21 protein-coding genes are annotated in these 24,185 nt (G+C 59.5%); 10 read left to right on the top strand and 11 right to left on the bottom strand.

What is annotated here, in order from left to right:
• Positions 1 to 2 precede the first annotated feature (2 nt).
• The 6 genes from ACA069_RS15965 to ACA069_RS15940 all read left to right on the top strand — a co-directional run bounded on the left by ACA069_RS15965 (position 3) and on the right by ACA069_RS15940 (position 7,230).
• Positions 3 to 371, top strand: a complete 369-nt coding sequence (locus tag ACA069_RS15965) for a DUF4810 domain-containing protein (RefSeq protein ID WP_497614243.1) — start codon at positions 3 to 5, stop codon at positions 369 to 371.
• Positions 368 to 1,027 carry a DUF799 domain-containing protein gene (locus ACA069_RS15960; protein WP_497614241.1) on the top strand — a complete coding sequence of 220 codons (660 nt, stop codon included), beginning with the start codon at positions 368 to 370 and terminating at the stop codon, positions 1,025 to 1,027. Before ACA069_RS15965 ends, ACA069_RS15960 begins: the two co-directional genes overlap by 4 nt.
• Before the next feature lie 213 nt (positions 1,028 to 1,240).
• Complete coding sequence (locus ACA069_RS15955) at positions 1,241 to 1,930, top strand: GntR family transcriptional regulator (protein ID WP_187679800.1); 690 nt, start codon at positions 1,241 to 1,243, stop codon at positions 1,928 to 1,930.
• Between the two features lie 134 nt (positions 1,931 to 2,064).
• On the top strand, positions 2,065 to 4,176 hold the full coding sequence (locus ACA069_RS15950) for a hybrid sensor histidine kinase/response regulator (RefSeq protein WP_497614239.1): 2,112 nt from the start codon (positions 2,065 to 2,067) through the stop codon (positions 4,174 to 4,176).
• A gap of 29 nt (positions 4,177 to 4,205) precedes the next feature.
• Positions 4,206 to 6,839 (top strand): excinuclease ABC subunit UvrA, encoded by a 2,634-nt coding sequence (locus ACA069_RS15945; RefSeq protein ID WP_497614237.1) that lies wholly within the window; start codon positions 4,206 to 4,208, stop codon positions 6,837 to 6,839.
• A gap of 121 nt (positions 6,840 to 6,960) precedes the next feature.
• The gene (locus ACA069_RS15940) at positions 6,961 to 7,230 is read left to right on the top strand and encodes a hypothetical protein (protein ID WP_497614235.1); all 270 of its coding nucleotides are present in this window, start codon (positions 6,961 to 6,963) and stop codon (positions 7,228 to 7,230) included.
• A gap of 63 nt (positions 7,231 to 7,293) precedes the next feature.
• Here ACA069_RS15940 and ACA069_RS15935 read toward each other — a convergent pair whose 3' ends face one another.
• Entirely contained in the window at positions 7,294 to 7,815 is a 522-nt protein-coding gene (locus ACA069_RS15935; RefSeq protein WP_187679804.1) for a DUF4142 domain-containing protein, read from the bottom strand.
• A 206-nt stretch (positions 7,816 to 8,021) separates the two neighbouring features.
• On the opposite strand from ACA069_RS15935, the gene ACA069_RS15930 reads away from it, so the two are divergent.
• A complete protein-coding gene (locus ACA069_RS15930) occupies positions 8,022 to 8,264 on the top strand; it encodes a DUF465 domain-containing protein (protein WP_187679805.1) in 243 nt (80 codons plus the stop codon).
• A 109-nt stretch (positions 8,265 to 8,373) separates the two neighbouring features.
• On the top strand, positions 8,374 to 8,538 hold the full coding sequence (locus tag ACA069_RS15925; RefSeq protein ID WP_187679806.1) for a hypothetical protein: 165 nt from the start codon (positions 8,374 to 8,376) through the stop codon (positions 8,536 to 8,538).
• Positions 8,539 to 8,600: 62 nt separating this feature from the next.
• Here the strand turns inward: ACA069_RS15925 and ACA069_RS15920 are convergent, their stop codons facing one another.
• From ACA069_RS15920 to ACA069_RS15895, 6 genes are all read right to left on the bottom strand, one after another.
• Positions 8,601 to 9,677, bottom strand: a complete 1,077-nt coding sequence (locus tag ACA069_RS15920; protein ID WP_497614233.1) for an SMP-30/gluconolactonase/LRE family protein — start codon at positions 9,675 to 9,677, stop codon at positions 8,601 to 8,603.
• Entirely contained in the window at positions 9,674 to 10,819 is a 1,146-nt protein-coding gene (locus ACA069_RS15915; protein ID WP_497614232.1) for a sterol desaturase/SRPBCC family protein, read from the bottom strand. Before ACA069_RS15915 ends, ACA069_RS15920 begins: the two co-directional genes overlap by 4 nt.
• Positions 10,820 to 10,931: 112 nt before the next feature.
• Positions 10,932 to 11,795 (bottom strand): LysR family transcriptional regulator, encoded by an 864-nt coding sequence (locus ACA069_RS15910; RefSeq protein ID WP_497618256.1) that lies wholly within the window; start codon positions 11,793 to 11,795, stop codon positions 10,932 to 10,934.
• A gap of 239 nt (positions 11,796 to 12,034) precedes the next feature.
• On the bottom strand, positions 12,035 to 13,753 hold the full coding sequence (locus ACA069_RS15905) for a hydrogenase maturation protein (RefSeq protein ID WP_497614230.1): 1,719 nt from the start codon (positions 13,751 to 13,753) through the stop codon (positions 12,035 to 12,037).
• Between the two features lie 195 nt (positions 13,754 to 13,948).
• Positions 13,949 to 14,263 carry an SCP2 sterol-binding domain-containing protein gene (locus ACA069_RS15900; protein ID WP_103302367.1) on the bottom strand — a complete coding sequence of 105 codons (315 nt, stop codon included), beginning with the start codon at positions 14,261 to 14,263 and terminating at the stop codon, positions 13,949 to 13,951.
• A 64-nt stretch (positions 14,264 to 14,327) separates the two neighbouring features.
• Positions 14,328 to 15,038, bottom strand: coding sequence for a histidine phosphatase family protein (locus ACA069_RS15895; protein ID WP_497614228.1), 711 nt, complete (start codon positions 15,036 to 15,038; stop codon positions 14,328 to 14,330).
• A 204-nt stretch (positions 15,039 to 15,242) separates the two neighbouring features.
• On the opposite strand from ACA069_RS15895, the gene sohB reads away from it, so the two are divergent.
• Positions 15,243 to 16,274, top strand: a complete 1,032-nt coding sequence (gene sohB, locus ACA069_RS15890) for a protease SohB (protein ID WP_497614226.1) — start codon at positions 15,243 to 15,245, stop codon at positions 16,272 to 16,274.
• A gap of 64 nt (positions 16,275 to 16,338) precedes the next feature.
• Here the strand turns inward: sohB and ACA069_RS15885 are convergent, their stop codons facing one another.
• The gene (locus tag ACA069_RS15885) at positions 16,339 to 16,833 is read right to left on the bottom strand and encodes a DUF934 domain-containing protein (protein ID WP_187679813.1); all 495 of its coding nucleotides are present in this window, start codon (positions 16,831 to 16,833) and stop codon (positions 16,339 to 16,341) included.
• Positions 16,817 to 18,475, bottom strand: a complete 1,659-nt coding sequence (locus ACA069_RS15880) for a nitrite/sulfite reductase (protein ID WP_497614224.1) — start codon at positions 18,473 to 18,475, stop codon at positions 16,817 to 16,819. The genes ACA069_RS15885 and ACA069_RS15880 overlap by 17 nt, the downstream gene beginning before the upstream one ends.
• Before the next feature lie 523 nt (positions 18,476 to 18,998).
• Here ACA069_RS15880 and ACA069_RS15875 point away from each other — a divergent pair.
• The gene (locus ACA069_RS15875; protein WP_497614222.1) at positions 18,999 to 20,072 is read left to right on the top strand and encodes an ABC transporter substrate-binding protein; all 1,074 of its coding nucleotides are present in this window, start codon (positions 18,999 to 19,001) and stop codon (positions 20,070 to 20,072) included.
• Positions 20,073 to 20,078: 6 nt separating this feature from the next.
• On the opposite strand, the gene ACA069_RS15870 is transcribed toward ACA069_RS15875, so the two are convergent.
• Positions 20,079 to 20,297: a DUF2970 domain-containing protein gene (locus ACA069_RS15870; protein ID WP_401266795.1), complete on the bottom strand. Its 219-nt coding sequence runs from the start codon at positions 20,295 to 20,297 to the stop codon at positions 20,079 to 20,081.
• Positions 20,298 to 20,423: 126 nt separating this feature from the next.
• Positions 20,424 to 24,134, bottom strand: coding sequence for a methionine synthase (metH, locus tag ACA069_RS15865; RefSeq protein WP_497614220.1), 3,711 nt, complete (start codon positions 24,132 to 24,134; stop codon positions 20,424 to 20,426).
• Between the last annotated feature and the right edge of the window lie 51 nt (positions 24,135 to 24,185).

The following is a 24,185-nucleotide window of genomic DNA, read 5'->3' as shown; positions in this document are numbered from 1 at the left end:
CCATGAATTTGACTCTGTCGCGGTCGCTGATAACCCTGACGCTGGCCGCCAGCGCCTTGCTGGCGGGTTGCGCCGGCCCGCAAACCCTGTACCAGTGGGAAGGCTACGAACCCCAGGTCTACGAGTATTTCAAAAGCGAAACACCGAAAGAAGCCCAGGCTGAAGCACTGGAAGCCGACCTGCAGAAGATCCGCTCCACGGGTAAGGCCGTACCACCGGGTTACCACGCGCACCTCGGTCTGCTGTACCTGAGCATGGGTAAGGACGATCAGATGGTGCAGCAGTTCCGTACCGAAAAGACCCTGTTTCCCGAGTCCGGCACGTACATGGATTTCCTGCTTAAAAACGCCAAGACCGGAGACGCCAAATGATCCCGCGTGCAGTGAAACTGCTGGTGGGCGTGCTGGCACTGACCCTTCTGGGTGGCTGCGTAAAACCCAAGACCGTGGATTACTCGGCGTATAAGCAAGCGCGTCCGAAGACCATTCTGGTGCTGCCGCCGCTGAACACCTCGCCGGACGTCAAGGCCTCCTACAGCCTGTTGTCGCAAGTGACGTTTCCGCTGGCCGAGGCCGGTTATTACGTGCTGCCGATCGCGCTGGTTGACGAGACGTTCCGCCAGAACGGCCTGACCACGCCGGATGATATCCATCAGGCACCGCCCGACAAACTGAAGGAAATCTTCGGCGCGGATGCGGCGCTGTACATCACCGTGACCGAGTACGGTATGCGTTACATGGTGATCAGCAGCGAAACCGCAGTGACCGCTACCGCCAGACTGGTCGATCTGAAATCCGGCACCACGCTGTGGACCGGTTCGGCGCGGGCCTCGAGTGAAGAGGGTAACAACGGTAACGCGGGTGGCCTGGTTGGCATGCTGATTACCGCAGCGGTGAAGCAGATCATCAACAGTTCTACCGACGCCGGTTATCCGATTGCCGGTGTCGCCAGTAATCGTCTGTTGTCGGCCGGACATCCGGCGGGCCTGCTGTACGGGCCACGTTCGCCTAAATACGGCACGGACTGACAGCGAAGATAAAACGATCGCAGCCTGCGGTCGCTTCTTGTAAATACATTTGCGAGAAGCGGCAACAGGCTGCGATTTTTTTTGCCTGAACACTTCTCGACTTTCTTCGATATCGACTTGCAATCAAGACCCTGCATCTTGCGGCCGAAGGCGATATCCTGCGCGACAGTTCATGCGCCATGGCAACGTTGCCAGCACGGAAGGAGCTTTCGAGTGACCGAGAAGAAACCGGAAACCACCGTCGACCGCGTCTACCAAGGGGTTTACGAGGCGATCAGCAAGCGTTCGCTGCGTCCGGGGATGAAACTGGGCGAGGCTTCGCTGGCGGAGTTGTTTAATGTCAGCCGCACGTCGGTGCGCGCTGCGCTCAAGCATTTGGAGGCCGACGGACTGGTGACTACCGAGCCCAATAAAGGCGCATCGGTTTCGTTGCCCAGTAACGAAGAGATTCGTTCGCTGTTTGAAACCCGGCGCCTGATCGAGATCGGCATTGTCACCGAGCTATGCCGACGCAAAGACATCGCCGCCATGCAGGTCCTGCGCGAACACTTGCTGCTGGAAGATCAAGCCCATGAGGCCGGCGATCACGAGCGACTGATCTACCTGCTCGGGGAGTTCCACCTCAAGCTTGCCCGCAGCCTGAATAATCCGGTGCTGCTCGACTGGTTCCAGAAGCTGATTTCCCGCGCCTCGCTGTACATTGCCGCACTGGATGACGACAGCCACGAAGCCTGCCGCGACAATGAGCACCTGCGCTTGATCGAGTACATCGAGGCCGGCAATCAGAGCGCCGCCATCGAACTGACCTGCGTGCACCTGAACGGTATCGAGAAGGCCATTCTCGACGTCGCCGCCAAAATGAAAACTGGCTACCATCCGCTCAAACATCTGATCGGTGTTTAAACCTGAACGGCGTCTGAAATCGGCTATACATCTAATGAAACCAATACGCTCGGCGATGCTCGAAACAGACGGGCATCGCGTCCTTACGGCGTCGCGGTTTATCGGGCAATCAGCACAGGACACCGAGTCAACCGATGCAGTTTTTATCCGATAGCCACGGTTGTGACGGTTGGAAAGGCGAAATGGCCGGGCGCATTTGTGCGTTCGACTGGAGCCAGACTGACCTGGGGCCGCTGGATACCTGGCCCACCAGCTTGCGCAGCGCCGTGCAGATGCTGCTTGCTTCGCCGTTGCCGATGGTCATGCTGTGGGGGCGCGCTGGCTACATGATCTACAACGACGGTTATTCGGAGTTCGCGGGTGGCCGGCATCCCTACCTGCTGGGTTCACCGGTGGAACTGGGCTGGCCGGAAGTCGCCGAGTTCAACCGGCATGTGGTGGATACGTGTCTGGCCGGTGGCACCTTGTCTTACCGCAACAAGGAACTGGTATTACTGCGCGATGGCGTGCCCGAAGACGTCTGGATGGATCTGTATTACAACCCCGTACCCGACGACACGGGCGCGCCTGCCGGTGTGATGGCGACGGTGGTGGAAACCACTGAACGGGTGGTTGCCGAACAGCTGCGTCAGGCCGCCGAAGATGCCTACCGCGCCGATAACGAACGGGTGCGTCTGGCATTGAATGCCGGCGCCTTGCTCGGCTCGTTTGTCTGGGATGTGAAAAGCGACACGATGTCGGCAGACGAACGTTTCGCCCGGACGTTCTCTTATCCACCGAACCAGGATCTGAGCAACCTGGCGCAAGACGTCGCTCGCTCGCGCATCCACCCCGATGACTTGCCCTGGGTGAAGGAGCGGGTCGTCCATTCAATGCAGACCGGTGAGCCCTACAACGCCGAATACCGTGTACAGCGCAGCGATGGCAGTTATCTATGGGTATTGGCCAGCGGTGCCTGCGAGTTCAATGAACAGGGCGAACCGTTTCGTTTCCCCGGTGTGTTGATCGACATCCACGAGCGAAAGATCGCCGAAGAGTCCCTGCTCAAATTCACCCGCAACCTTGAACAACGGGTGGCCAGTGAAGTGGGGGCGCGGCTGGCCGCCGAGGAGCAATTGCGTCAGTCGCAGAAGCTCGAAGCGATCGGCGGACTGACTGGCGGCGTGGCCCATGACTTCAATAACCTGTTGCAAGTGATCGCCGGCAACCTGCACTTGCTGGCACGCCATGAACCGGACAATGCCAACGTGCAACGGCGCGTCAGTGCCTCGCTGGCGGCAGTCGAGCGCGGTGCCAAGCTGTCCTCGCAATTGCTTGCGTTTGCCCGGCGTCAGCCGCTATCACCGGCAGTGTGCAAACCGCAGCAGATCTTCGACGGCGTGGGCGAGTTATTGCAACGGGCGTTGGGCGAAACCATTCAGATCGATATGCAGTTGCCGCAAGAACCGTGGCACATCAACGTCGACCGCAATCAACTGGAAAACGCGATTCTCAACCTGGCGATCAACGCCCGGGACGCGATGCAGGGTGAGGGCACCATTGTCCTCAGCGCCCTCAATACCCGACTCGACAGCACGTTTTGCGCCGGTAAAGGCATCTGCGCAGGCGATTTCGTGCGGGTGGCGGTCAGCGATACCGGTCCAGGCATTCCGCCGCAGATGCTGGAGCAGGTGTTTGAACCGTTCTTCACCACCAAGGCCGACGGCCAGGGCACCGGGCTGGGCCTGAGCATGGTGTTTGGTTTCGTCAAACAAAGTGGCGGGCACGTCGAGATCGACAGTACGCTCGGCGAGGGCACGCGGGTGCAGCTGTATTTCCCGCGCAGCCTGCGGCCGATCCGCGAAGAGACACCGAGCATCGACAATCATCAGAGAGGTGGTCACGAGACGATTCTGGTGGTCGAGGACAACGACGCGGTGCGCACCTCGGCCGTCGAGTTGTTGCGTGAAGAAGGTTACCGGGTGTTGACCGCAGGCAACGGCGATGCGGCCATGCAGATGCTGCTGGAGGGCGTCGATGTCGATCTGATTTTCACCGACGTGGTCATGCCGGGGCTGATCAAGAGTTCCGATCTGGCCGCATGGGCCAAGGTGCAGGCACCACAGGTGGCAGTGCTGTTCACCTCCGGGCACACCCGAGACATCATTTCGCGCAATCACCAACTCAGCCCCGACACACATTTGCTGGGCAAACCCTATGGCCCCGAAGCGCTATTGCAGATGATTCGTGCGGTGCTTAACGACTGAGCTGAAAACTCCCTCACCAAGGCAGGCTGATGACTTCCAAACGCACCTCCAAAGCACCCGCCGGTATGGTTCGGGTGCGTGGCGCCCGTGAGCACAATCTGAAGAACGTCGACGTCGACATCCCCCGCGATGCGCTGGTGGTGTTCACCGGCGTGTCCGGTTCGGGCAAGTCGTCGCTGGCGTTTTCCACCTTGTATGCCGAAGCCCAGCGCCGCTATTTCGAGTCAGTTGCGCCGTACGCGCGACGGCTGATCGATCAGGTGGGTGTGCCGGATGTCGATTCTATTGAAGGCTTGCCGCCCGCCGTAGCCCTGCAACAGCAGCGCGGTACGCCGAGCACACGCTCGTCGGTGGGCAGCGTGACCACGTTGTCGAGCCTGATCCGCATGCTTTATTCCCGCGCCGGCAGTTATCCGCCGGGTCAGGCGATGTTGTACGCCGAGGACTTTTCACCGAACACCCCGCAGGGTGCCTGTCCGGAGTGTCATGGGCTGGGCCGGGTGTATGAAGTCACCGAAGCACTGATGGTGCCTGATCCAGACCTGACCATCCGCCAACGGGCCGTCGCTTCCTGGCCGTTGGCCTGGCAGGGGCAGAACCTGCGCGACATCCTCGTGACCATGGGCATTGATGTCGATATCCCGTGGCGCAAACTGCCGAAAAAGCAACGCGACTGGATTCTCTTTACCGAAGAAACCCCGACCGTGCCGGTGTATGCCGGGCTGACGCCAGAAGAAACCCGCGTCGCCCTCAAGCGCAAAATGGAGCCGAGTTATCAGGGCACTTTCACTGGCGCCCGTCGCTACATCCTGCACACGTTCACCCACTCGCAAAGTGCGCTGATGAAGAAGCGCGTTTCTCGGTTCATGCTTGGCAGTCCTTGTCCGCTGTGCGATGGCAAACGCCTGAAGCGCGAAGCGTTGTCAGTGACGTTTGCCGGCTACGACATCGGTGAACTGTCGCAGATGCCGTTGCTGCAAGTCGCCGAAGTATTGAAACCGGTGGCGGCGGCCAGTTATCTGGAACACGTCGAAGAAAGCGGCGAAACCTTGAGCCATGCGCAGACCCGCGAAGCGCGCCAGCAACGCGTCGTCCACGGTGCGAGCGGCCATGCCGGCGCGCCGGATGTGCGCCACACGCCGAACCTGTCGCTGGAAAAGCGTCTGGCGGCGCAGCGCATTGCCGAGGACCTGCTGGAGCGGGTCAGTACGCTGACCGATCTGGGGCTGGGTTATCTGGCGCTGGAGCGCAGCACGCCGACCTTGTCGTCCGGTGAATTGCAGCGTTTGCGCCTGGCCACACAATTGGGTTCGCAGTTGTTTGGCGTGATCTACGTGCTCGACGAACCGTCCGCCGGGCTGCATCCCGCTGATGGCGAGGCGCTGTTCGAAGCCTTGCAGCGTTTGAAGGCCGACGGCAACACCCTGTTTGTGGTCGAACATGATCTGGAAACCATGCGCCGCGCCGACTGGTTGATCGACGTTGGCCCGGCGGCGGGTGAGAAGGGTGGGCAGATCCTGTACAGCGGCCCGCCAGCGGGTCTGGCCGACATCGAACAATCGCAGACCCGCGCTTATCTGTTCGCTGAGCAGCAGCGTCCGACACGAGCGGCGCGCAAGCCATCGGGCTGGCTGAAACTCGATGGCGTCAGCCGCAATAACCTCAGTCATCTCAGCGCCGAATTTCCTTTGGGTTGCTTCACCTCGGTGACCGGCGTGTCCGGTTCCGGCAAGTCGAGTCTGGTCAGTCAGGCCTTACTGGAATTGGTCGGCGCGCAACTGGGGCGGCCGAGCGTTGATGCCGAACCTGAAGAACTCAGCCTTGAGGACGACGCGCCGCAGGTCAGCAGCGGTCAGGTCGTCGCCGGGCTGGAGTCGATCAAGCGCCTGGTGCAGGTCGATCAAAAGCCCATCGGCCGCACGCCACGCTCCAATCTGGCGACCTACACCGGTCTGTTCGACAACGTGCGCAAGCTGTTCGCCGCGACGCCCGAGGCGCAGGCGGCCGGTTATGACGCCGGGCAGTTTTCCTTCAACGTCGCCAAGGGCCGTTGCCCGACGTGCGAAGGAGAGGGTTTTGTCAGCGTCGAGTTGTTGTTTATGCCCAGCGTGTATGCGCCGTGCCCGACCTGTCATGGCGCGCGTTACAACCCGCAGACCCTGGCGATTCTCTGGGAAGGCTTGAGCATTGCCCAAGTGCTGCAATTGACGGTCGATGAAGCGGTGACGGTGTTTGCCGGACAGCCGGGTATTCGTCGTTCGCTGGAGGTGCTGCGTGATATTGGCCTCGGTTATCTACGGCTGGGGCAACCGGCCACGGAACTGTCCGGCGGCGAGGCGCAGCGGATCAAACTGGCCACCGAACTGCAGCGCAACCAGCGCGGCGCGACCTTGTATGTGCTGGATGAACCGACCACCGGCCTGCATCCACGGGATGTCGATCGATTACTGGAACAGCTCGATACGCTGGTGACAGCGGGGCACACGGTGATCGTGGTCGAGCATGAAATGCGCGTGGTCGCCCAGAGTGACTGGGTGATCGACATCGGCCCGGGGGCGGGGGATCAGGGCGGCAAGATTGTTGTGGCGGGTACACCGCAGAAAGTCGCAGCGAGTAAAAAGAGCCGGACAGCGCCGTTTCTGGCCCGGGCCTTGAGCCGATAGTCGCGCGCGTCGATGGGCACGGCTGGCGAGTGCGATGTTTTGAACGTTGGCGCGGCGCCGGCTTCGAACTTTCAAGGCCCGACTGTTTTCAGTCGCGCTGGCTTTGAACAACGAGGTGCTTATGAACGAGCAACAGCAAAATCAGTCGGGGCAGCCGATCAATCGCAATGATCCGGCCATCGATCCGCAAGTGCCGGGGCAACCGGCGCCGACGCAACCTGCACAACGCCAGGGTGTTACGGAGCAGGCGCAAAGTGCTGATCCGGCGGTGGATCAGAAGAACCAGCACACCGACAACGACAACGAGTTCAGCCCGGGTTTCGAGCCTGAGCCGGATCGTGCGAAACCGGGTGAGGAGACGGATGCAGATATAGACACGGATGGGGGTTAATCAGGGTCGCAAATAACGAGGCCGCATCCATTGGATGCGGCCTCGTTATTTGCAGCCGATCATTTATTTGCTCGGATGCTTGGCTTGCAGTTCCTTCGCCGCTGCCAGATGTTTTTCCAGCGCCGGCAGCATTTTCTGGGCGAACGCTTTCAGCTCAGTCGCGCCTTTGACCTTGTCATCCGTCACGGTGTTGGCCTGCTTCTTGAACAACTCGATGGTGTCTTCGTGAGCCTTCACCTGATTGTTGGCGTAGGCCGCGTCGAAGGACTCGTCGCGCATGTCGAGGATTTTCTCTTTGGCCTGCTTGACCAGCGTGGTGGTGTCCGGCACCTCGATGTCATGGGCCTTGGCAATCGTCGCCAGTTCATCATTGGCGTTGCCATGGTCGGTAATCATCATGGTGGCGAACGCCTTGATGTCCGCTGATTGGCTTTTTTCCAGAGCGAGGCGGCTGGTTTCGATTTCAGCGATGCCACCGGCAGCGGCGTTATCGACGAAGTTGTTGTCGGTGGCAGCGAAGGCGCTGCTCATGCCAGTGCTCAAAGCGACAGCCAGTACCAGATGACGCAGCTTGAATCCGTCCATTTGTGTATCTCCACGCAGTTTGTTGTGAGCGTTATGCAGTGGAGGCAGGGCGACGGACAAAGGTTTTATCGCATTTGCGAGAGGGCGACGAACGGCCACCGCTGGTCTGACAGGTGGTCGACAGAACGGCTCAACCGAGGCCATTCTGGTAACTGGCCAGCGCAATCGGTCGCGTTGGCCACCCGATCAACTGATGGAGGTGTTCCATGCCGGTTCCCCATGACCTGTTACAGGACTTGAAGATTGCAAAGGAAGAGATCCAGCACAAACGCTCCAACGATCCGTTACTGGATTCATTGATCAACAAGTATGCCGAAGCTGATGCCGAAGTGGTCAAGGCCGAAACCGCCCAGTCGGATGCCCCCAGTGACGACGCACTGAAGAAACTCAAAGAGAAGCGCTTGCAGGTCAAAGACAAGATCGTCCAGCAGTTACAGGCGAAAGCCTGACCCCTGATTAACCTGCCGACCTACGGTTGCAGATTGACTGGAACGACGGCCACGCCCGGCACCTCGAATGTTCAGAGTCTTCCATCACCGACTCTTTGCGAGGTGCCTTATGAACGATCCCAAATTCCCCAGTGAAGAGCAGGGCGCATTCGACCCGGTTCCGACCCATCCCGAGCCTAATAGCCCGGCGCATACCACCGCATTCCCTGAAGAGCCGGTTGAAGAACTGCCGGAGGATGAAGACCCCGACAAGTTCGATAAATCCTCTAATTGACAGACCTCCATCGCTGGCAAGCCAGCGATGGCGTCAGTCAATCCAGCGCAAATTCAGCAGGCTTACTTCAGGGCTTCAGTCAGTGGCAACCGCGCCATATGCGTTGCCTTGAGCGATCCGAAATACAACCAGTCCCCATACTCGCGCACCGTGGTGATCGGCGAATAATTGCCGCTGCTGGCATCCTGCAAATTGGCAATCACCTTGCCCTCAAGATCCAGCCCCAACACAAATCCGCGCTTTTGCATCGGTTTGGGGAGTACGGTCAGCGCCCGCACGATCATCTTGCGTACGAACGGATATCCGGCAGTGCCATCCAGTAACGCATTGCGCGGTGCATAGAGGGCCACCCAAAAGCGGTTGCTGCCATTGAACGCCAGGTTGTCCGGCAGCCCCGGCAAATTATCGATGAACACGTCGTGGGTGCCAGCCTTCGGCCCGGTCAGCCAGAAGCGGCTGATGCGGTAGGCGCCGGTCTCGTTGACCAGCACGTAGGCGTCATCCGGGCCGAGGGTTACACCGTTGGCGAACTCCAGTTTGTCCAGCAGTACGCTGGTTTTGCCAGTCTGGAAGTCATAGCGCAGCAGACGGCCGTCGCCGCCGTGCTCGATGATTGCCTCGCCGTCATGGCCGTAACCCCAGCGACTGGAGGCATCGCTGAAATAGGCGTAATGCCCGGACTTGTCGATCGCCACGTCGTCGGTGAAACCAAATTCAAGGTCGTTGGCAGCGGTGGTCAAGGGAATCAACTGGCCTTGAGCATCCAGCGAGAGCAAGCCTTTGACCCCGTCGGCGATCACCAGCAACCCGTTGGGATGCCGCGCCAGCCCCAACGGTCTTCCGCCGGTATCAGCCAGAACTTTGCGCGTCTTGCCGTCGAGACTGGTGCGGATCAGCCGCCCGTCATGCAGCCCGGTGATCAGAAAATCGCTCTCCAGTAGTAGCGCTTCCGGGCCTTCGATATCACTCGGCCCAACCTGTTCGGTCGCTTTGAGACGCTGGTTGTCGGCATAGACGCCTTCGCTGAGGGAGGGCGCCGACGCCGGTTTCCACGCGACCGGTTCCACCCGGGTGGGCATCAGCAGCAGATACGCGATGACGACAACAATCAGCAGCAATAGAAACCGCCGCCACCTCATGCGCTGGCCCTCACGGACGCCAGATGCTGTGCCGCTCTATCGCGCAACGCGAGCATCGATGCCGCCGACTCCCGCTCGATGCGGCGTTTGAGCAATAACTGATTGGCAATGCGCATGCCCAAACCGTCGAAGCGATAATCAAGCGTGCGCACAAACCGTGTGCCGTTGCCTTCAGCCGAGCACTCGTAGGTCAACAGCAACGACAAACCGTGATCGCCTTGCGCTCGCGCGCACCAGCGTCGGCCGGGCAGGTACTCGGTGACTTCCCAACTGAGGTGACCGGCACGTCCGCCGGCATGAATATCTTCTTCAAACCGTGACCCGGCGTGCAACGGGCCTTGCGCGCCGTCGATCTTTAATGAAGACGGGTGCCACTCGGGCCAGTGGCTGACACTGGCGGCATAGGCGAGCACGGCAATCGGGTCGCCGGCGATATCTATCGTGTGCTGCATGCGGGTCATGGGCATTCTCGAATAGCTCGAAGGGGAGGTTTCCGGCTCCCAGTACAGGGTGCCGAACAGGTAGTCCATCAATGGCAGGACGATATTGAAATTGCGCTCCTGCATGCGCTCGCGACGGTGATGCAGTTCGTGCAAACGCCGCATCTGGCGAATCCACGGCAGGCGCGTCAGCGGGTTGTCTGGCGGCAGGTGTTCAGCGGCGTGAAACACCTCGTAGGCCAGATAACCCAGGACCATGCAGCCGCCAAACAACCCGGCAACATTGGCGTTGACCTGCGCGAAAAGCCACCACAACGGCAGAGTGATGACCAGCGTGTGAATCACGATCAACCACGCCGGGAACAGAATCACTCGCCAATCCCGGGCGCTGTCGTAGGTCATGTGGCCGGGGGTGAAGAAGCTGTGATGGTCGCCCGCATGCCGGGCGTAGAACATTTTTGCGAAAGTTTTTTTATGGTGGCCGAGATGGCGATGGACCATGTACACGCCAAAGTTGAAAAACAACAGCGTCAGCGGCACGGTCAGCCATTCCAGCCAACCGACCTGTTGCACGGTGTTCCAGAACGCACCGATGGCCAACACACCGAACAGCAGCACGAAGACGCCGTGCAGCCACGGGTTGTAAAACGGATGGATCGCCGCGCGATAGCGGCTGCGAAATGCCTCGGTGGTCTGCCTCACTGCGTTCACCTGTGGGTATTGTTGTTATACCCGGCAGATTAGCCGATCCCGCCGTTTGTGCAGCCCAGACCTTGAGGCCACATGCGCCATGCTGCGCGGCAAATCGGTAGCCTCAGCTCAACGGGTTCCAGCGTTGTGACCAGTCGTCATCGGTGCGGATCACTTCGCGCAGCAGATTGAAGGCTTGCTGCAGCGTCGCCGAGTCGCGATCGCGCGAGTACACCAGATAGGTCGGATAGCCGAATTCAGGGGCTTTGGTCACTGGTTCCAGTGCGCCGCTTTCCAGATAGGTGCGCACTACGCGCGTACGGAAGTAGCCGCTGCCGCCATTTTCGAGGATGTATTGCAGGGCCAGCGGGCCGAGATTGAAACTCAGCGCGGCTTTGGCTTTTTCCGGCAGAGCGGCATCATGCTGACGGCGGAAGTCCGGCCCCCAGTCGATGTAAACGTACGGATCGGGCCGATCCGGCGCACGCACCAGAATCAGTTTTTCTTCCAGCACCTGCTCGACCTGCAATCCCGGCCAGTATTCCGGTTGATAGACCAATGCGGCGTCGAGCACACCGAGTTCGAGTTGGCGCAGCAGGTTTTCGCCATCGCGGATTTCCATGCGCAGGGCATGGCCGGGGATTTTCTCGCGCAATTGGGCCGCCCAACTGAGCATCAACGGGTTGCACAGGCTGACTTCACCGCCGATGTGCAGCACGTTGTGATAACCCTCGAGCAGCGGCAAATCGCGGCGGGCGGCTTCCCAGGTCTGCACCAGTTGATTGGCGTAGACCACGAACGCTTCGCCATTGGGCGTCAATTTCGCCCCGGCGCGATTGCGCACAAACAAGGTACTGCCCAACTGACTTTCGAGCTTTTGTACCCGGGCGGTGATAGCCGTTTGCGTGACGAACAACTTCTGCGCAGCGGCGGCGAGACTGCCGTGGCGGACGATTTCGAGGAAGGTGCGGGCGAGGTCGATGTCCATGGGCGGGCCGGTGTTTGAGGTGGCGAGCATTGTAAAGGCAAAAGCCCCTCACCCTAACCCTCTCCCTGAGGGAGAGGGGATTGACCGAGGTGTCTTGCGTCACACATCGACCTGAAAGATCGAATCGATTATGGATTCAAAGCAAGACCCTCAGGTCGGTTTAGATCGCCAATATCACCGGCTCGGTTCCCTCTCCCTCGGGAGAGGGCCAGGGTGAGGGGAAAGCGGTCACCACCGACTCAACTGGCCAACTCGACCGAACGCACCCGCGCCCAATCCTCCACCAGCCGCGCCGGGGTGCCACACGCCTTGCGCTTGTAAACAAAATTGCGGCATTTCTCGGCAAACCCGTTGCGGTTGTAAAGCATGTCTTCCTGCATTTCCTGCAACTCGCTTTCGCGGCATTGCTGGATCAGCACTTGATCAATCCGTGACTTGCGTTCACGCACAGCGGCGTAAGTCGGATCGCTCAAAACGCTGTTGGCCCGTTGCAGTAACCACAACGAAAACTCATCAGGGCAACGCGGGCCGATTTCCTGAACCATGCCCAGTTGCAGCGCCTGGCTGGCACTCACCGGCAGACACGCTTGAGCCAACTGCTCGGCCATTGCCGGGCCGACGGCGCGGGGCAGGCTGTACGTCCAGTATTCCGAGCCATACAGGCCCATGCTCTTGTAATGCGGATTGAGCACGATATCGGCCCGGGCAAACACGATATCGGCAGCCAGAGCGAGCATCACGCCACCGGCGCCGGCATTGCCCGTAACGCCGCTGACCACCAGTTGCCGTGCACTCAGCAACTCTTCACAGACATCATCGATCGCCTGAATATTCGCCCAGGCTTCAGCGCCCGGATCCTGCGCGGCCTGAATCACATTCAAATGCACACCGTTGGAAAAGCTCCCGCGCCCACCCTTGATCAGCAACACCTGAGTGTCGCGGGACTTGGCCCAGCGCAACGCTTCAACCATGCGCCGGCATTGCTCAGTGCTCATGGCGCCGTTGTAGAACTCGAAGGTCAGCTCGCCGACATGCCCGGACTCGCGGTAACGAATCGGCTGATACGCTTCGTCGCTAAACGGCTGACTGGCAATCGACCAGTCCAGCGTCGGTACATCGACCAATTGCCCGGCCAGCACGTGCCGCGCCGGTTGCTTGAAGGTCTCTGCGCCGGGCTGCGGTTTGCGCCGCAGCGAGCCGATCCACACACTCTGATCACCGGTCGCGACCAGCACCGCATCGTCATGCACCGCGAGAATTTCGCCGGGCATGCCAGTGCGCGAGTCCAGGTGCGCGTCGTACACGTAATACTGCCCGCCGGCCAGGCTTGCCAGCACGCCGGGCTGGCCGTCCGCCGCGTCTATGCTGCGTTTGATGAAGCGTGCGCAATCGTGCCAACTGAAGCTGCGATCAACCTGCTTCATGTTCGGCTGCAAACGCCCGCGTACTGTCGGGTCGGTGTCGTCCAGCACCACTGGCACGAAGCCTTCAACGAATTTTTCCACCACTTCGCGAATGCAGCGAATGGCCGCATCACTGACTCGACCGTTGTACAACTCGGATTTGCGCAATCCGGGCGGCAGATTGAATTCGCAGGTAGCCCAGACCGGCCCGGCGTCCATTTCCTCGACCGCTTGCAGCGCCGTCACGCCCCAGCGTGTCAGCTCGTTGGTAATCGCCCAGTCCAGCGCACTGGCGCCACGATCGCCAACGATGCCGGGATGGATGATCACCACCGGGCGTTCAGTATTGCTCCACAGTGCTTGCGGGACGCGGTCTTTGAGGAACGGGCAGACCACCAGATCGGCGCCGCTGTGTTCAATCTGCTCGCACACTGAGGCCTCGTCGGTAAACACCACGACACTGGGCGAATGCCCAGCTTCACGCAGGTCCAGCCAGGCACGTTGGGTCAGGCCGTTAAACGCCGACGACAGCAGAATGATGTTGAGTGGTCGCATGAAAATTCTTCCTTGAATGGGATCAGCCGCAGGCTCCCGGTGAGCCTTCCCTGGCCTTCGATGGAGCCGGAAGATTAATCAGTGACCGCTCGCACACCAGTGATCGAGATCAACGTTGTGTCAGCCAATTTCTTTGGCGCTCAAACGCAAAATCCCGCCATAAGGGCGGGATTTGTTTGAAGCTGAACTGCAGTCTTACGAAGGGAACAGCTCGGACAGTTTCATTGCCAGCATCATGTCGCCTTCAGCGCGCAGTTTGCCGCCCATGAACGCTTGCATGCCGTCGGTCGAACCGTCGACGATGCCTTCCAGGGTTTCGCCGTCCATCACCAGAGTGACCTGTGCGTCCGGGTTCTCGCCTTCTTGCAGTTCACAGGTGCTGTCTTTGACGATCAGCGAGAAGTTTTTGGTCTCGTCGATGCGGAAACCGAAGACCAGATCCAGACCGGCAGCAGCGGCTGGGTTGAACTTGGCTTTCATTGCTTGTACGGCATCAGCTACGGAGGTCATGGTTCGATCCTTTCTTGGGTAATAAGAGCTGGTTGATTACAGCAAGGGTCACAGTAATCCGGACTCAGCGAAAAGTGATGAGTTCCGGGGCCTTCAACAGTTGCAGATGGGCATGACTGTTGAAGGAGGCCAACGCCACCTCGCGACCGCGGAATTTCAACTGGTTGAGCGAGGTGTTGACGATTTGCCAGTTCAGTTCAAAGGCCTGTCTGGCAGGCATTTGCGTAATGAGGTGGAGCAGGGCAGTGATGGTGCCACCGGACGTGAACACGGCGATTTTCTGGTTTTTCTCTGCTTGTTCGAGAATCCGGTGCAATCCGGCCTGGACCCTCTCGACAAAACCCAGCCAGCTTTCCAGCCCCGGGGTGTCGTAAGTGCCAGCCAGCCAGCGCTCGATGATCAGGGCGAAAATGCGCTGGAATTCACTGCGGTTTTGCGCGGCGTTGCGCAGGATGTCGAGGGCTTCCGGCTCGTCCGGGAGCATCGCCGGGAGCAGGGCGCGGATCACCGCGTCGGCATCGAATTCGTTGAACGCGGAATCGGTTTCCAGGGTTGGCACCGACAGGCCTTTTGCGGTGAATTGCTCCAGCGCGCTGGTAGCCGTGTGCTGCTGGCGGCGCAGGTCACCGCAGAGGCAGCGATCGAAGCTGATCCCCAGTTCGGCGAGGTGTTGACCGAGGATTTCTGCCTGGCGCACACCGGTCGGCGACAGGACGTCATAGTCGTCTGCACCAAAGGAGGCCTGGCCATGTCGAATCAAGTAGATGCTGCCCACGTCCGCGTCATCCCGGTACGTTGAAGGTTTGGCGAGGTTATGAGGATGATGGAGAGCTGTCAATGAAAAAACATACGCTTGTTTGAAATGCCCGTTACAGGCGTGTTGCCAGAGGTTTCACGGCTGGCCGACGAGCCAGCGCATGGGTATGCTGGAGCCATCCCGCGTGTGTGTTACATCCACGCATCGTTTTAAGGAGTCTCTGTGGAGTTTTTGTCCGAATACGCCAGCTTCCTGGCCAAGACCGTCACTCTGGTGATCGCCATTCTGGTGGTGCTCGCCAGTTTTGCCGCATTGCGCAGCAAGGGTCGGCGCAAGTCGGCTGGCCAGTTGCAGGTCAGCAAGCTCAATGATTTCTATAAAGGCCTGCGTGAGCGCCTGGAGCAAACCCTGCTCGACAAGGATCAGCTCAAAGCCTTGCGCAAGAGCGAGGCCAAGGCCGAAAAAAGCGAGAAGAAACAGAAGAAAAAGCCTGAGGTTAAACCACGGGTGTTTGTGCTGGATTTCGACGGCGACATCAAAGCCTCGGCCACCGAGAGTCTGCGTCATGAGATCACTGCGCTGCTGACCCTCGCCACACCAAAGGACGAAGTCGTCCTGCGTCTGGAAAGCGGCGGTGGCATGGTGCACAGCTATGGACTGGCTTCGTCGCAACTGGCGCGAATCCGCGAAGCCGGCGTGCCGCTGACCGTGTGCATCGACAAGGTCGCGGCGAGCGGCGGCTACATGATGGCGTGCATCGGCGAAAAGATTATCAGCGCGCCGTTCGCGATTCTCGGCTCGATTGGCGTGGTCGCGCAATTGCCCAACGTCAACCGCTTGCTGAAAAAACACGACATCGATTTCGAAGTGCTGACTGCCGGTGAATACAAACGCACCCTGACCGTGTTTGGCGAAAACACCGAGAAAGGCCGCGAGAAATTTCAGGAAGACCTCGACATTACCCATCAACTGTTCAAGAACTTCGTTGCCCGCTACCGCCCGCAACTGGCTATCGATGACGTGGCGACCGGCGAAGTCTGGCTCGGCGTCGCGGCGCTGGACAAGCAATTGGTCGATGAACTCAAGACCAGCGATGAATACCTCGCACAGAAAGCCAAACAGGCCGAGGTTTATCACCTGCATTACGCCGAACGCAAAAGCCTGCAGGAACGCATTGGCATGGCGGCCAGCGGTTCGGTCGATCGCGTGCTGTTGAGTTGGTGGAGTCGTTTGACCCAGCAACGCTTCTGGTAAACAGTCAGGCATAAAAAACGCCGGTCAATGACCGGCGTTTTTTTGTGTCCAGTAAACCGCAGGCTTAGCGGCGACGGAACAGCGGCAGCGGTTCGTCAGTGGCGGCCTGATAGGTCACCGAGAAGTCCTTGAGACCTTCGAGGGCTTCATAGGGATCTTTGTCCGGACGTACGGCGAAGGCGTCGAAACCGCAGCGATGCATGTAGAACAGTTGGTCGCGCAGCACATCGCCAATCGCCCGCAGTTCACCTTTGAAACCGTAACGGTCACGCAGCAGACGCGCGTTGGAGTAGTTGCGGCCGTCGGTAAACGCCGGGAAGTTCAGCGCGATCACCTGGAAATCGGCGACGTCGTCACCAATCTCCTCGGCTTCTTCATCGGCGTCCAGCCATACGCCCAGGCCGCCGTCGCGGGCCTTGAGCATACGGCTATGTTCGCGCCACAGCTGCAATGGCACGATCAGATCGTCACAGTTGCTGATCTCGTCGATGTTGAAATCCTTCGGCAGCAGATGCCAGGTTTCGTCGACGACTTCGTTGTTCTTAATGATTCGCTGCATAGACGCGCTCCTTGAAGAGGTCGATGCCAATACGCTGATAGGTGTCGATGAAGCGCTCGTCTTCGGTACGTTTTTCCACGTACACGTCGATCAGCTTCGAGATGACGTCAGGCATGGCTTCCTGAGCGAAGGACGGGCCGAGGATCTTGCCCAGACTCGCGTCACGGCTGGCACTGCCGCCGAGGGACACCTGGTAGAACTCTTCGCCTTTCTTGTCCACCCCGAGGATGCCGATGTGGCCGACGTGGTGGTGACCGCAGGCGTTCATGCAACCGGAGATGTTCAGGTCCAGTTCGCCGATGTCGAACAGATAGTCCAGGTCGTCGAAACGACGCTGGATCGATTCGGCAATCGGGATCGACTTGGCATTGGCCAGCGAGCAGAAATCACCGCCCGGGCAGCAGATGATGTCGGTCAGCAGGCCGATGTTCGGCGTGGCAAAACCGCCTTCACGCAGCTCGCCCCACAGGGTGAACAACTGGCTCTGCTCGACGTCGGCCAGAATGATGTTCTGCTCATGGGAGGTGCGCAGTTGACCGAAGCTGTAGCGGTCGGCCAGATCGGCGACGGCGTCAAGCTGCTTGTCGGTGATGTCGCCCGGCGCGACGCCAGTCGGTTTCAGCGACAGGGTCACGGCCACATAACCCGGCTTCTTGTGCGCCAGGGTATTGCGGGTGCGCCAGCGAGCGAAGCCTGGATGTTCTTTATCGAGATCGGCCAACTGGGTAGTCTGGTTTTCCAGCGCCTTGTAGTCCGGGTCGACGAAGTGCTTGGCGACGCGATCCAGTTCGGCTTCGGTCAACGTGGTCTGGCCACCGCGCAGGTGTTCCATTTCCGCATCGACTTTCTGTGCGAACACTTCAGGCGTCAGTGCCTTGACGAGGATCTTGATCCGCGCCTTGTATTTGTTGTCGCGACGGCCGTAGCGGTTGTAGACCCGCAGGATCGCGTCGAGGTAGCTCAACAGGTCCTGCCACGGCAGGAACTCATTGATGAACGCGCCGACTACCGGGGTACGACCGAGGCCGCCGCCCACCAGCACGCGGAAACCCAGCTCGCCAGTTTCGTTGTGCACCGGCTCAAGGCCGATGTCGTGGACTTCGATGGCTGCACGGTCAGCGGTCGAACCGTTGACGGCGATCTTGAATTTACGCGGCAGGTAAGCGAATTCCGGGTGGAACGTGGTCCACTGACGGACGATTTCGCACCATGGGCGTGGGTCGATCACCTCGTCGGCGGCGACACCGGCGAACTGGTCAGTAGTGACGTTGCGCAGGCAGTTGCCACTGGTCTGGATCGCGTGCATCTGCACGGTGGCCAGTTCAGCGAGGATGTCCGGGATGTCTTCCACCGCCGGCCAGTTGAACTGCACGTTCTGCCGCGTACTGATGTGGGCGTAGCCCTTGTCGTAGTCACGGGCAATCTTGGCCATCATGCGGGTCTGACGCGAAGTCAGCTGGCCGTAAGGCACTGCCACACGCAACATCGGCGCAAAACGCTGGATGTACAGGCCATTTTGCAGGCGCAGGGGGCGGAACTCTTCTTCGCTCAGCTCACCTGCCAGATAGCGTCGGGTCTGATCACGGAACTGCTTGACGCGGTCCTCGATGATCCGCTGATCGTACTCGTCGTATACGTACATATAAGTCCTGTTCTCAGGCTTGGGCTACTCGGAAAACGCTGCGTTTTCGCTTGCTGGAGTCCGATTTTGCCTCTGCAATTCTGCGCGCACGGCCGCGCACTCACTAACGGAGCCGGGGCAATATACCCGTTTGCAGTTATGCGCAAAAGTGATGTTTGAGTATATGTAAAGAACCAAATCGCCTAACGAGAACGGTTATTAGCTAATCCACATTTGTCGTGCGGACAATCATCGTCTTAACTGTGGACGAGTCTTTCTGCAATCACCGATAAAACCGATAAGAGGCGATGCAATGAGCAATCCGACCAAAGCAAGGAAAAGCGATAGCAGCGTTGATGCCTGGGCAATTCTGTTCCTGATCATTCTGGTAGTAGGGACGGCGGTATTCTGGGTCAGTCATCAGTAAACGACCCGTCCGGGCCCGGCCCCGACGATTGTCGGACAAAAAACGGGATCAGGCGTCAATAGCCGGTGATTGAATGGCTATAATGCGCGGCCATTTTTCCTCGGGCCCGGATGCTTCATGTGCAAGTTTCTTCACCTCAGTCTGCTGCTGTTCGGCGCGTTTTTCACAACCTGCGCACGGGCGGAGTCGGTGCTGTTCCTCAATCCGGGCTCGACCCAGGAAGCCTTCTGGGTCAGCTATTCGCAATTCATGCAGGCGGCCGCTCGGGACCTGGGCATTGATCTACAAATCCTCTATTCACAGCGCCAGCCCGAACTGACGCTGGCTCAGGCCCGCGTTGCGTTGCAGGGGCCGAATCGTCCTGATTACCTGATATTCGTCAACGAACAGTATGTCGCGCCGCAGATTCTGCGTCTGGCCGATAACAGCGGGGTGAAGCTGTTCATGGTCAATGCCGCCCTGACGTCTGATCAGCAGGCTTTGGTGGGCGAACGCAGCGACCGGGTCGGCAGTCTGGTGCCGAACGACGAGGAGGGCGGGTATTTGATGATGAAGGAATTGATTCGTCTGCACCCGCCCGTGGCTCGGAATGAGCCTATCGAACTGCTCGCGTTTTCCGGGTTGAAGATCACCCCGTCTGCGCAGTTGCGGGAGCGCGGTATGCAGCGCGCGTTGGCCGAGCATCCGCAGGTGCGCTTGCGCCAATTGGTCTACAGCGGCTGGACGCAGCAACGTGCCTATGAACAGGCGAAACAGTTGTTCGCCCGCTATCCGAACGTGTCACTGGTGTGGTCGGCCAATGATGAAATGGCGTTTGGTGCGATGCGGGCGTTTTCCGAGACTGGCAAGAACCCAGGCAAAGATGCGTTATTCAGCGCGGTCAATTCCTCACCCGCAGCATTGCAGGCACTGATCGACGGCCGCTTGAGCGCGTTGCTGGGCGGACACTTCACCTTGGGTGGCTGGGCGCTGGTAGAGCTGCATGATCATGAGCAGGGCGTCGATCTGGAGCAGTACGGCGGTCGCGATCGTCAGTTGCCATTGATGCAACTGATCGACAAGGTCCACGCCCGGCGAATGCTGGCCATGGGTGCCTCGCCGAATTACGGCGTGAATTTCCGCAAGCTCTCGGCCAAGGGGCGCCCGGCCTCGTACCGCTATCCGTTCAGCTTGCAGACCCTGATGCACTGAAGCGCGTCAGACACCGGCGAAATGCACCACCAGTTTGACGATGGCAAATAGCGTCAAGGCAAACACCGCAGTGAACAGAATGCCCAACATCACGAAATGGCTGGGCTTGCCATGGGTGAAGTCCCTTGCCCGATTCTTTCCGCTCTGCACCCCGAACGCCGCCGCCATCACGCTGTGCAGCATCTGCCAGAAGCTCGGCGGTTTGTTGTCGACTGGATCGTCCATAAATCCCTCGTCTGCCGTGTGTGTCAGACAAGCATAGCCAACCCCTGAAAAAAAGATCGCAGCCTCCGGCAGCTCCTGCACTGGAATGAGTTCACCCTGCAGGAGCTGCCGAAGGCTGCGATCTTTTTAGTTGTCGTAACCCAGGTTCGGCGCCAACCACCGCTCGGTCACACTCAACTCCTGACCTTTGCGCGAGGTGTAACTCGCCACCTGATCCTTGTCGACCTTGCCCACGGCAAAGTACTGCGCCTGCGGGTGGGCGAAATACCAGCCGCTGACCGCTGCGGCCGGGAACATCGCGTAGTGTTCGGTGAGGAACACACCGCTGCGTCCGGCGCGCATTTCCTGTGCCTCGGGATCGAGCAGGGCAAACAACGCGGCTTTTTCGGTGTGATCCGGGCAGGCCGGGTAGCCTGGAGCAGGTCGGATGCCGCTGTATTGCTCTTTGATCAGCGCTTCGTTGTCGAGGGTTTCGTCCTTGGCATAACCCCAGTGCTCTTTACGCACTTGCTGGTGCAGCCACTCGGCGCAAGCTTCGGCCAAACGGTCGGCCAGAGCCTTGACCATGATCGAGTTGTAATCGTCGCCGGCGTCCTGATAGGCCTTGGCCACTTCTTCGGCGCCAATGCCGGCGGTGGTGATGAAGCCGCCGACATAGTCGGTCACTTCGCTGTCTTTTGGCGCAACAAAGTCGGCCAGCGAGAAGTTCGGCTTGCCGTCGGTCTTGATAATCTGCTGGCGCAGGTGATGCAGCTTGGCCAATGGCTTGCCGTCGTCACCGTACAGCTCGATATCGTCGTCATGCACCTGATTGGCCGGCCAGAAACCGAACACGGCGCGGGCACTGATCAGTTTCTCGTCGATCAGCTTGGCGAGCATCTCTTGCGCGTCCTTGTACAGCGAGGTGGCGGCTTCACCGACCACTTCGTCTTCGAGGATGCGCGGGAACTTGCCGGCCAGATCCCAGGAAATGAAGAACGGCGTCCAGTCGATGTATTCGGCCAACACCTTGAGATCAATGTTATCCAGCACCTTGCTGCCGGTGAACGTCGGTTTGACCGGCTCGTAAGTCGCCCAGTCGAACTGCGGCTTCTTGGCGATGGCGGCGGCGTAGCTCAGGCGCTCGGTACGGGCGCTGCGGTTGGCGGTGCGCTCGCGCACTTCGACGTATTCGGCACGGGTTCTTTCGACAAACCCGGCTTTCAATTCTTTCGACAGCAACTGCGTCGCCACGCCCACGGCGCGGGAGGCGTCGGTCACGTAGACCACCGCGTCGTTGCTGTACTTCGGCTCGATCTTCACGGCGGTGTGCGCCTTGGAAGTGGTCGCACCACCGATCATCAGCGGCAAATGGAAATCCTGACGCTGCATCTCGCGGGCCACGTGAACCATTTCATCCAGCGACGGCGTGATCAGGCCGGACAGGCCGATGATGTCGCATTTCTGCTCTTTGGCCACTTGCAGGATCTTCTCCGCCGGCACCATCACGCCGAGGTCGACGATGTCGTAGCCGTTGCAACCGAGCACCACGCCAACGATGTTCTTTCCGATGTCGTGCACGTCACCCTTTACGGTGGCCATGAGGATCTTGCCCTTGGCCTCCGGCTTGTCGCCTTTTTCCAGTTCGATGAACGGGATCAGGTGCGCTACGGCCTGTTTCATCACGCGGGCGGATTTCACCACTTGCGGCAGGAACATTTTGCCGGCGCCGAACAGGTCGCCGACGATGTTCATACCCGACATCAGCGGACCTTCGATCACCTCGATCGGACGGGTGAACGACTGGCGCGATTCTTCGGTGTCTTCGACGATGTGTGTGGTGATGCCCTTGACCAGCGCATGCTCCAGGCGCTTGTTGACGTCCCAGTTGCGCCACTCCTCGGTCTCGGCTTCCTTGACGCTGCCGTCGCCCTTGTACTTGTCGGCGATGGCGAGCAGGGCGTCGGTGCCGTTCGGGGTGCGGTTGAGCACCACGTCTTCGACGGCGTCGCGCAGCTCCACAGGGATCTGGTCATAGATTTCCAGCTGCCCGGCGTTGACGATACCCATGGTCAGGCCGGCGCGGATCGCATACAGCAGAAACACCGAGTGAATCGCTTCACGCACCGGGTTGTTGCCTCGGAACGAGAACGACACGTTGGACACGCCGCCGGAGGTCAGCGCATACGGCAGTTCGTCGCGGATGTAGGCGCAGGCATTGATGAAGTCCACAGCGTAGTTGTTGTGTTCTTCGATGCCGGTGGCCACGGCGAAGATGTTCGGGTCGAAGATGATGTCTTCCGGCGGGAAGCCGACTTCATTGACCAGAATGTCGTAGGAGCGTTTGCAGATCTCTTTCTTGCGCGCTTCGGTGTCGGCCTGACCCGCTTCGTCGAACGCCATCACCACCACGGCGGCGCCGTAGCGCTTGCACAGCTTGGCGTGATGGATGAACTGCTCGACGCCTTCTTTCATGCTGATCGAGTTGACGATGCCCTTGCCCTGAATGCACTTGAGGCCGGCTTCGATCACTTCCCATTTCGAGGAGTCGATCATGATCGGTACGCGGGAGATGTCCGGCTCACCGGCAATCAGATTGAGGAAGGTCACCATGGCCTTCTTCGAATCGAGCATCCCTTCGTCCATGTTGATGTCGATCACCTGCGCGCCGGCCTCGACCTGTTGCAGGGCCACTTCCAGCGCTTCGGTGTAGTTGTCTTCACGGATCAGACGGGCGAATTTGGCGGAACCGGTGATGTTGGTGCGCTCGCCGACGTTGACGAACAACGAGCTGCGATCGATGGTAAACGGCTCCAGACCCGACAGGCGGCATGCCTTGGGAATGTCCGGAATCTGTCGCGGCGCATAACCGGCCACGGCTTTGGCGATGGCTTCGATGTGCCCCGGCGTGGTGCCGCAGCAACCGCCGACAATATTGAGGAAGCCGCTTTGAGCGAACTCTTCGATGACCTTGGCGGTTTCCGATGGCAGTTCGTCGTACTCGCCGAATTCGTTCGGCAGGCCGGCGTTCGGGTGCGCGGAAACGTGGGTGCTGGCCTTGTTCGACAGCTCTTCGAGGTACGGACGCAATTCACTGGCGCCGAGTGCGCAGTTCAAGCCGACTGAAATCGGCTTGGCGTGGGCCACGGAGTTCCAGAACGCTTCGGTGGTCTGGCCCGACAGGGTGCGGCCGGAGGCGTCAGTAATGGTGCCGGAAATCATGATCGGCAGTTCGATGTGCAGCTCTTCGAACACGCCTTGCACCGCGAAGATGGCTGCTTTGGCGTTGAGGGTGTCGAAAATGGTTTCGATCAGGATCAGGTCGGCGCCGCCCTCGATCAGACCTTTGGTGGCTTCGGTGTAGTTTTCAACCAACTCATCAAAGGTGACGTTGCGGTAGCCGGGGTTGTTGACGTCAGGCGACAGCGAGCAGGTTCGGCTGGTCGGGCCGAGCACGCCGGCGACGAAACGCGGCTTGTCCGGGTTCTCGGCGGTCTTGGCATCGGCGATCTTGCGTGCCAGGCGCGCGCCTTCTACGTTGAGTTCGTAAGCCAGTTCTTCCATGCCGTAGTCGGCCATGGAAATGCGCGTGGCGTTGAAGGTGTTGGTTTCCAGAATGTCGGCGCCGGCATCCAGGTAAGCTTTTTCGATGCCACCGATCACGTCCGGACGGGTGATCACCAAGAGGTCGTTGTTGCCTTTGACGTCACTCGGCCAGTCCGCGAAGCGTTTGCCGCGATAATCCTGCTCTTCGAGCTTGTAGCTCTGGATCATCGTGCCCATACCGCCGTCGAGTATCAGGATGCGCTCTTTGAGGGCTTGCTTGAGAGCTTGAAGGCGGACACTGCGATCGGACATGTGGACTACTCGGAAAGACCATTACGAAGGAGCGGGATCATAACAAACCTG

Source organism: Pseudomonas sp. LBUM1652 (assembly GCF_059716105.1).
The sequence above is the reverse complement of the archived record's forward strand: the minus strand, read 5'-3'. Positions and strand labels throughout refer to the sequence as shown.

Bases quoted from the DNA above. Each gene is read 5' to 3' on its own strand.
- ACA069_RS15920 (WP_497614233.1), bottom strand. From the start codon at position 9,677: ATGAGGTGGCGGCGGTTTCTATTGCTGCTGATTGTTGTCGTCATCGCG.
- metH (WP_497614220.1), bottom strand. From the start codon at position 24,134: ATGTCCGATCGCAGTGTCCGCCTTCAAGCTCTCAAGCAAGCCCTCAAA.
- ACA069_RS15870 (WP_401266795.1), bottom strand. From the start codon at position 20,297: ATGGACGATCCAGTCGACAACAAACCGCCGAGCTTCTGGCAGATGCTG.
- ACA069_RS15910 (WP_497618256.1), bottom strand. From the start codon at position 11,795: ATGGACATCGACCTCGCCCGCACCTTCCTCGAAATCGTCCGCCACGGC.
- ACA069_RS15940 (WP_497614235.1), top strand. From the start codon at position 6,961: ATGAACGAGCAACAGCAAAATCAGTCGGGGCAGCCGATCAATCGCAAT.
- ACA069_RS15900 (WP_103302367.1), bottom strand. From the start codon at position 14,263: ATGACCTCCGTAGCTGATGCCGTACAAGCAATGAAAGCCAAGTTCAAC.
- ACA069_RS15905 (WP_497614230.1), bottom strand. From the start codon at position 13,753: ATGCGACCACTCAACATCATTCTGCTGTCGTCGGCGTTTAACGGCCTG.
- ACA069_RS15875 (WP_497614222.1), top strand. From the start codon at position 18,999: ATGTGCAAGTTTCTTCACCTCAGTCTGCTGCTGTTCGGCGCGTTTTTC.
- ACA069_RS15945 (WP_497614237.1), top strand. From the start codon at position 4,206: ATGACTTCCAAACGCACCTCCAAAGCACCCGCCGGTATGGTTCGGGTG.
- ACA069_RS15935 (WP_187679804.1), bottom strand. From the start codon at position 7,815: ATGGACGGATTCAAGCTGCGTCATCTGGTACTGGCTGTCGCTTTGAGC.
- ACA069_RS15930 (WP_187679805.1), top strand. From the start codon at position 8,022: ATGCCGGTTCCCCATGACCTGTTACAGGACTTGAAGATTGCAAAGGAA.
- ACA069_RS15960 (WP_497614241.1), top strand. From the start codon at position 368: ATGATCCCGCGTGCAGTGAAACTGCTGGTGGGCGTGCTGGCACTGACC.
- ACA069_RS15925 (WP_187679806.1), top strand. From the start codon at position 8,374: ATGAACGATCCCAAATTCCCCAGTGAAGAGCAGGGCGCATTCGACCCG.
- ACA069_RS15965 (WP_497614243.1), top strand. From the start codon at position 3: ATGAATTTGACTCTGTCGCGGTCGCTGATAACCCTGACGCTGGCCGCC.
- ACA069_RS15880 (WP_497614224.1), bottom strand. From the start codon at position 18,475: ATGTACGTATACGACGAGTACGATCAGCGGATCATCGAGGACCGCGTC.
- ACA069_RS15950 (WP_497614239.1), top strand. From the start codon at position 2,065: ATGCAGTTTTTATCCGATAGCCACGGTTGTGACGGTTGGAAAGGCGAA.
- ACA069_RS15885 (WP_187679813.1), bottom strand. From the start codon at position 16,833: ATGCAGCGAATCATTAAGAACAACGAAGTCGTCGACGAAACCTGGCAT.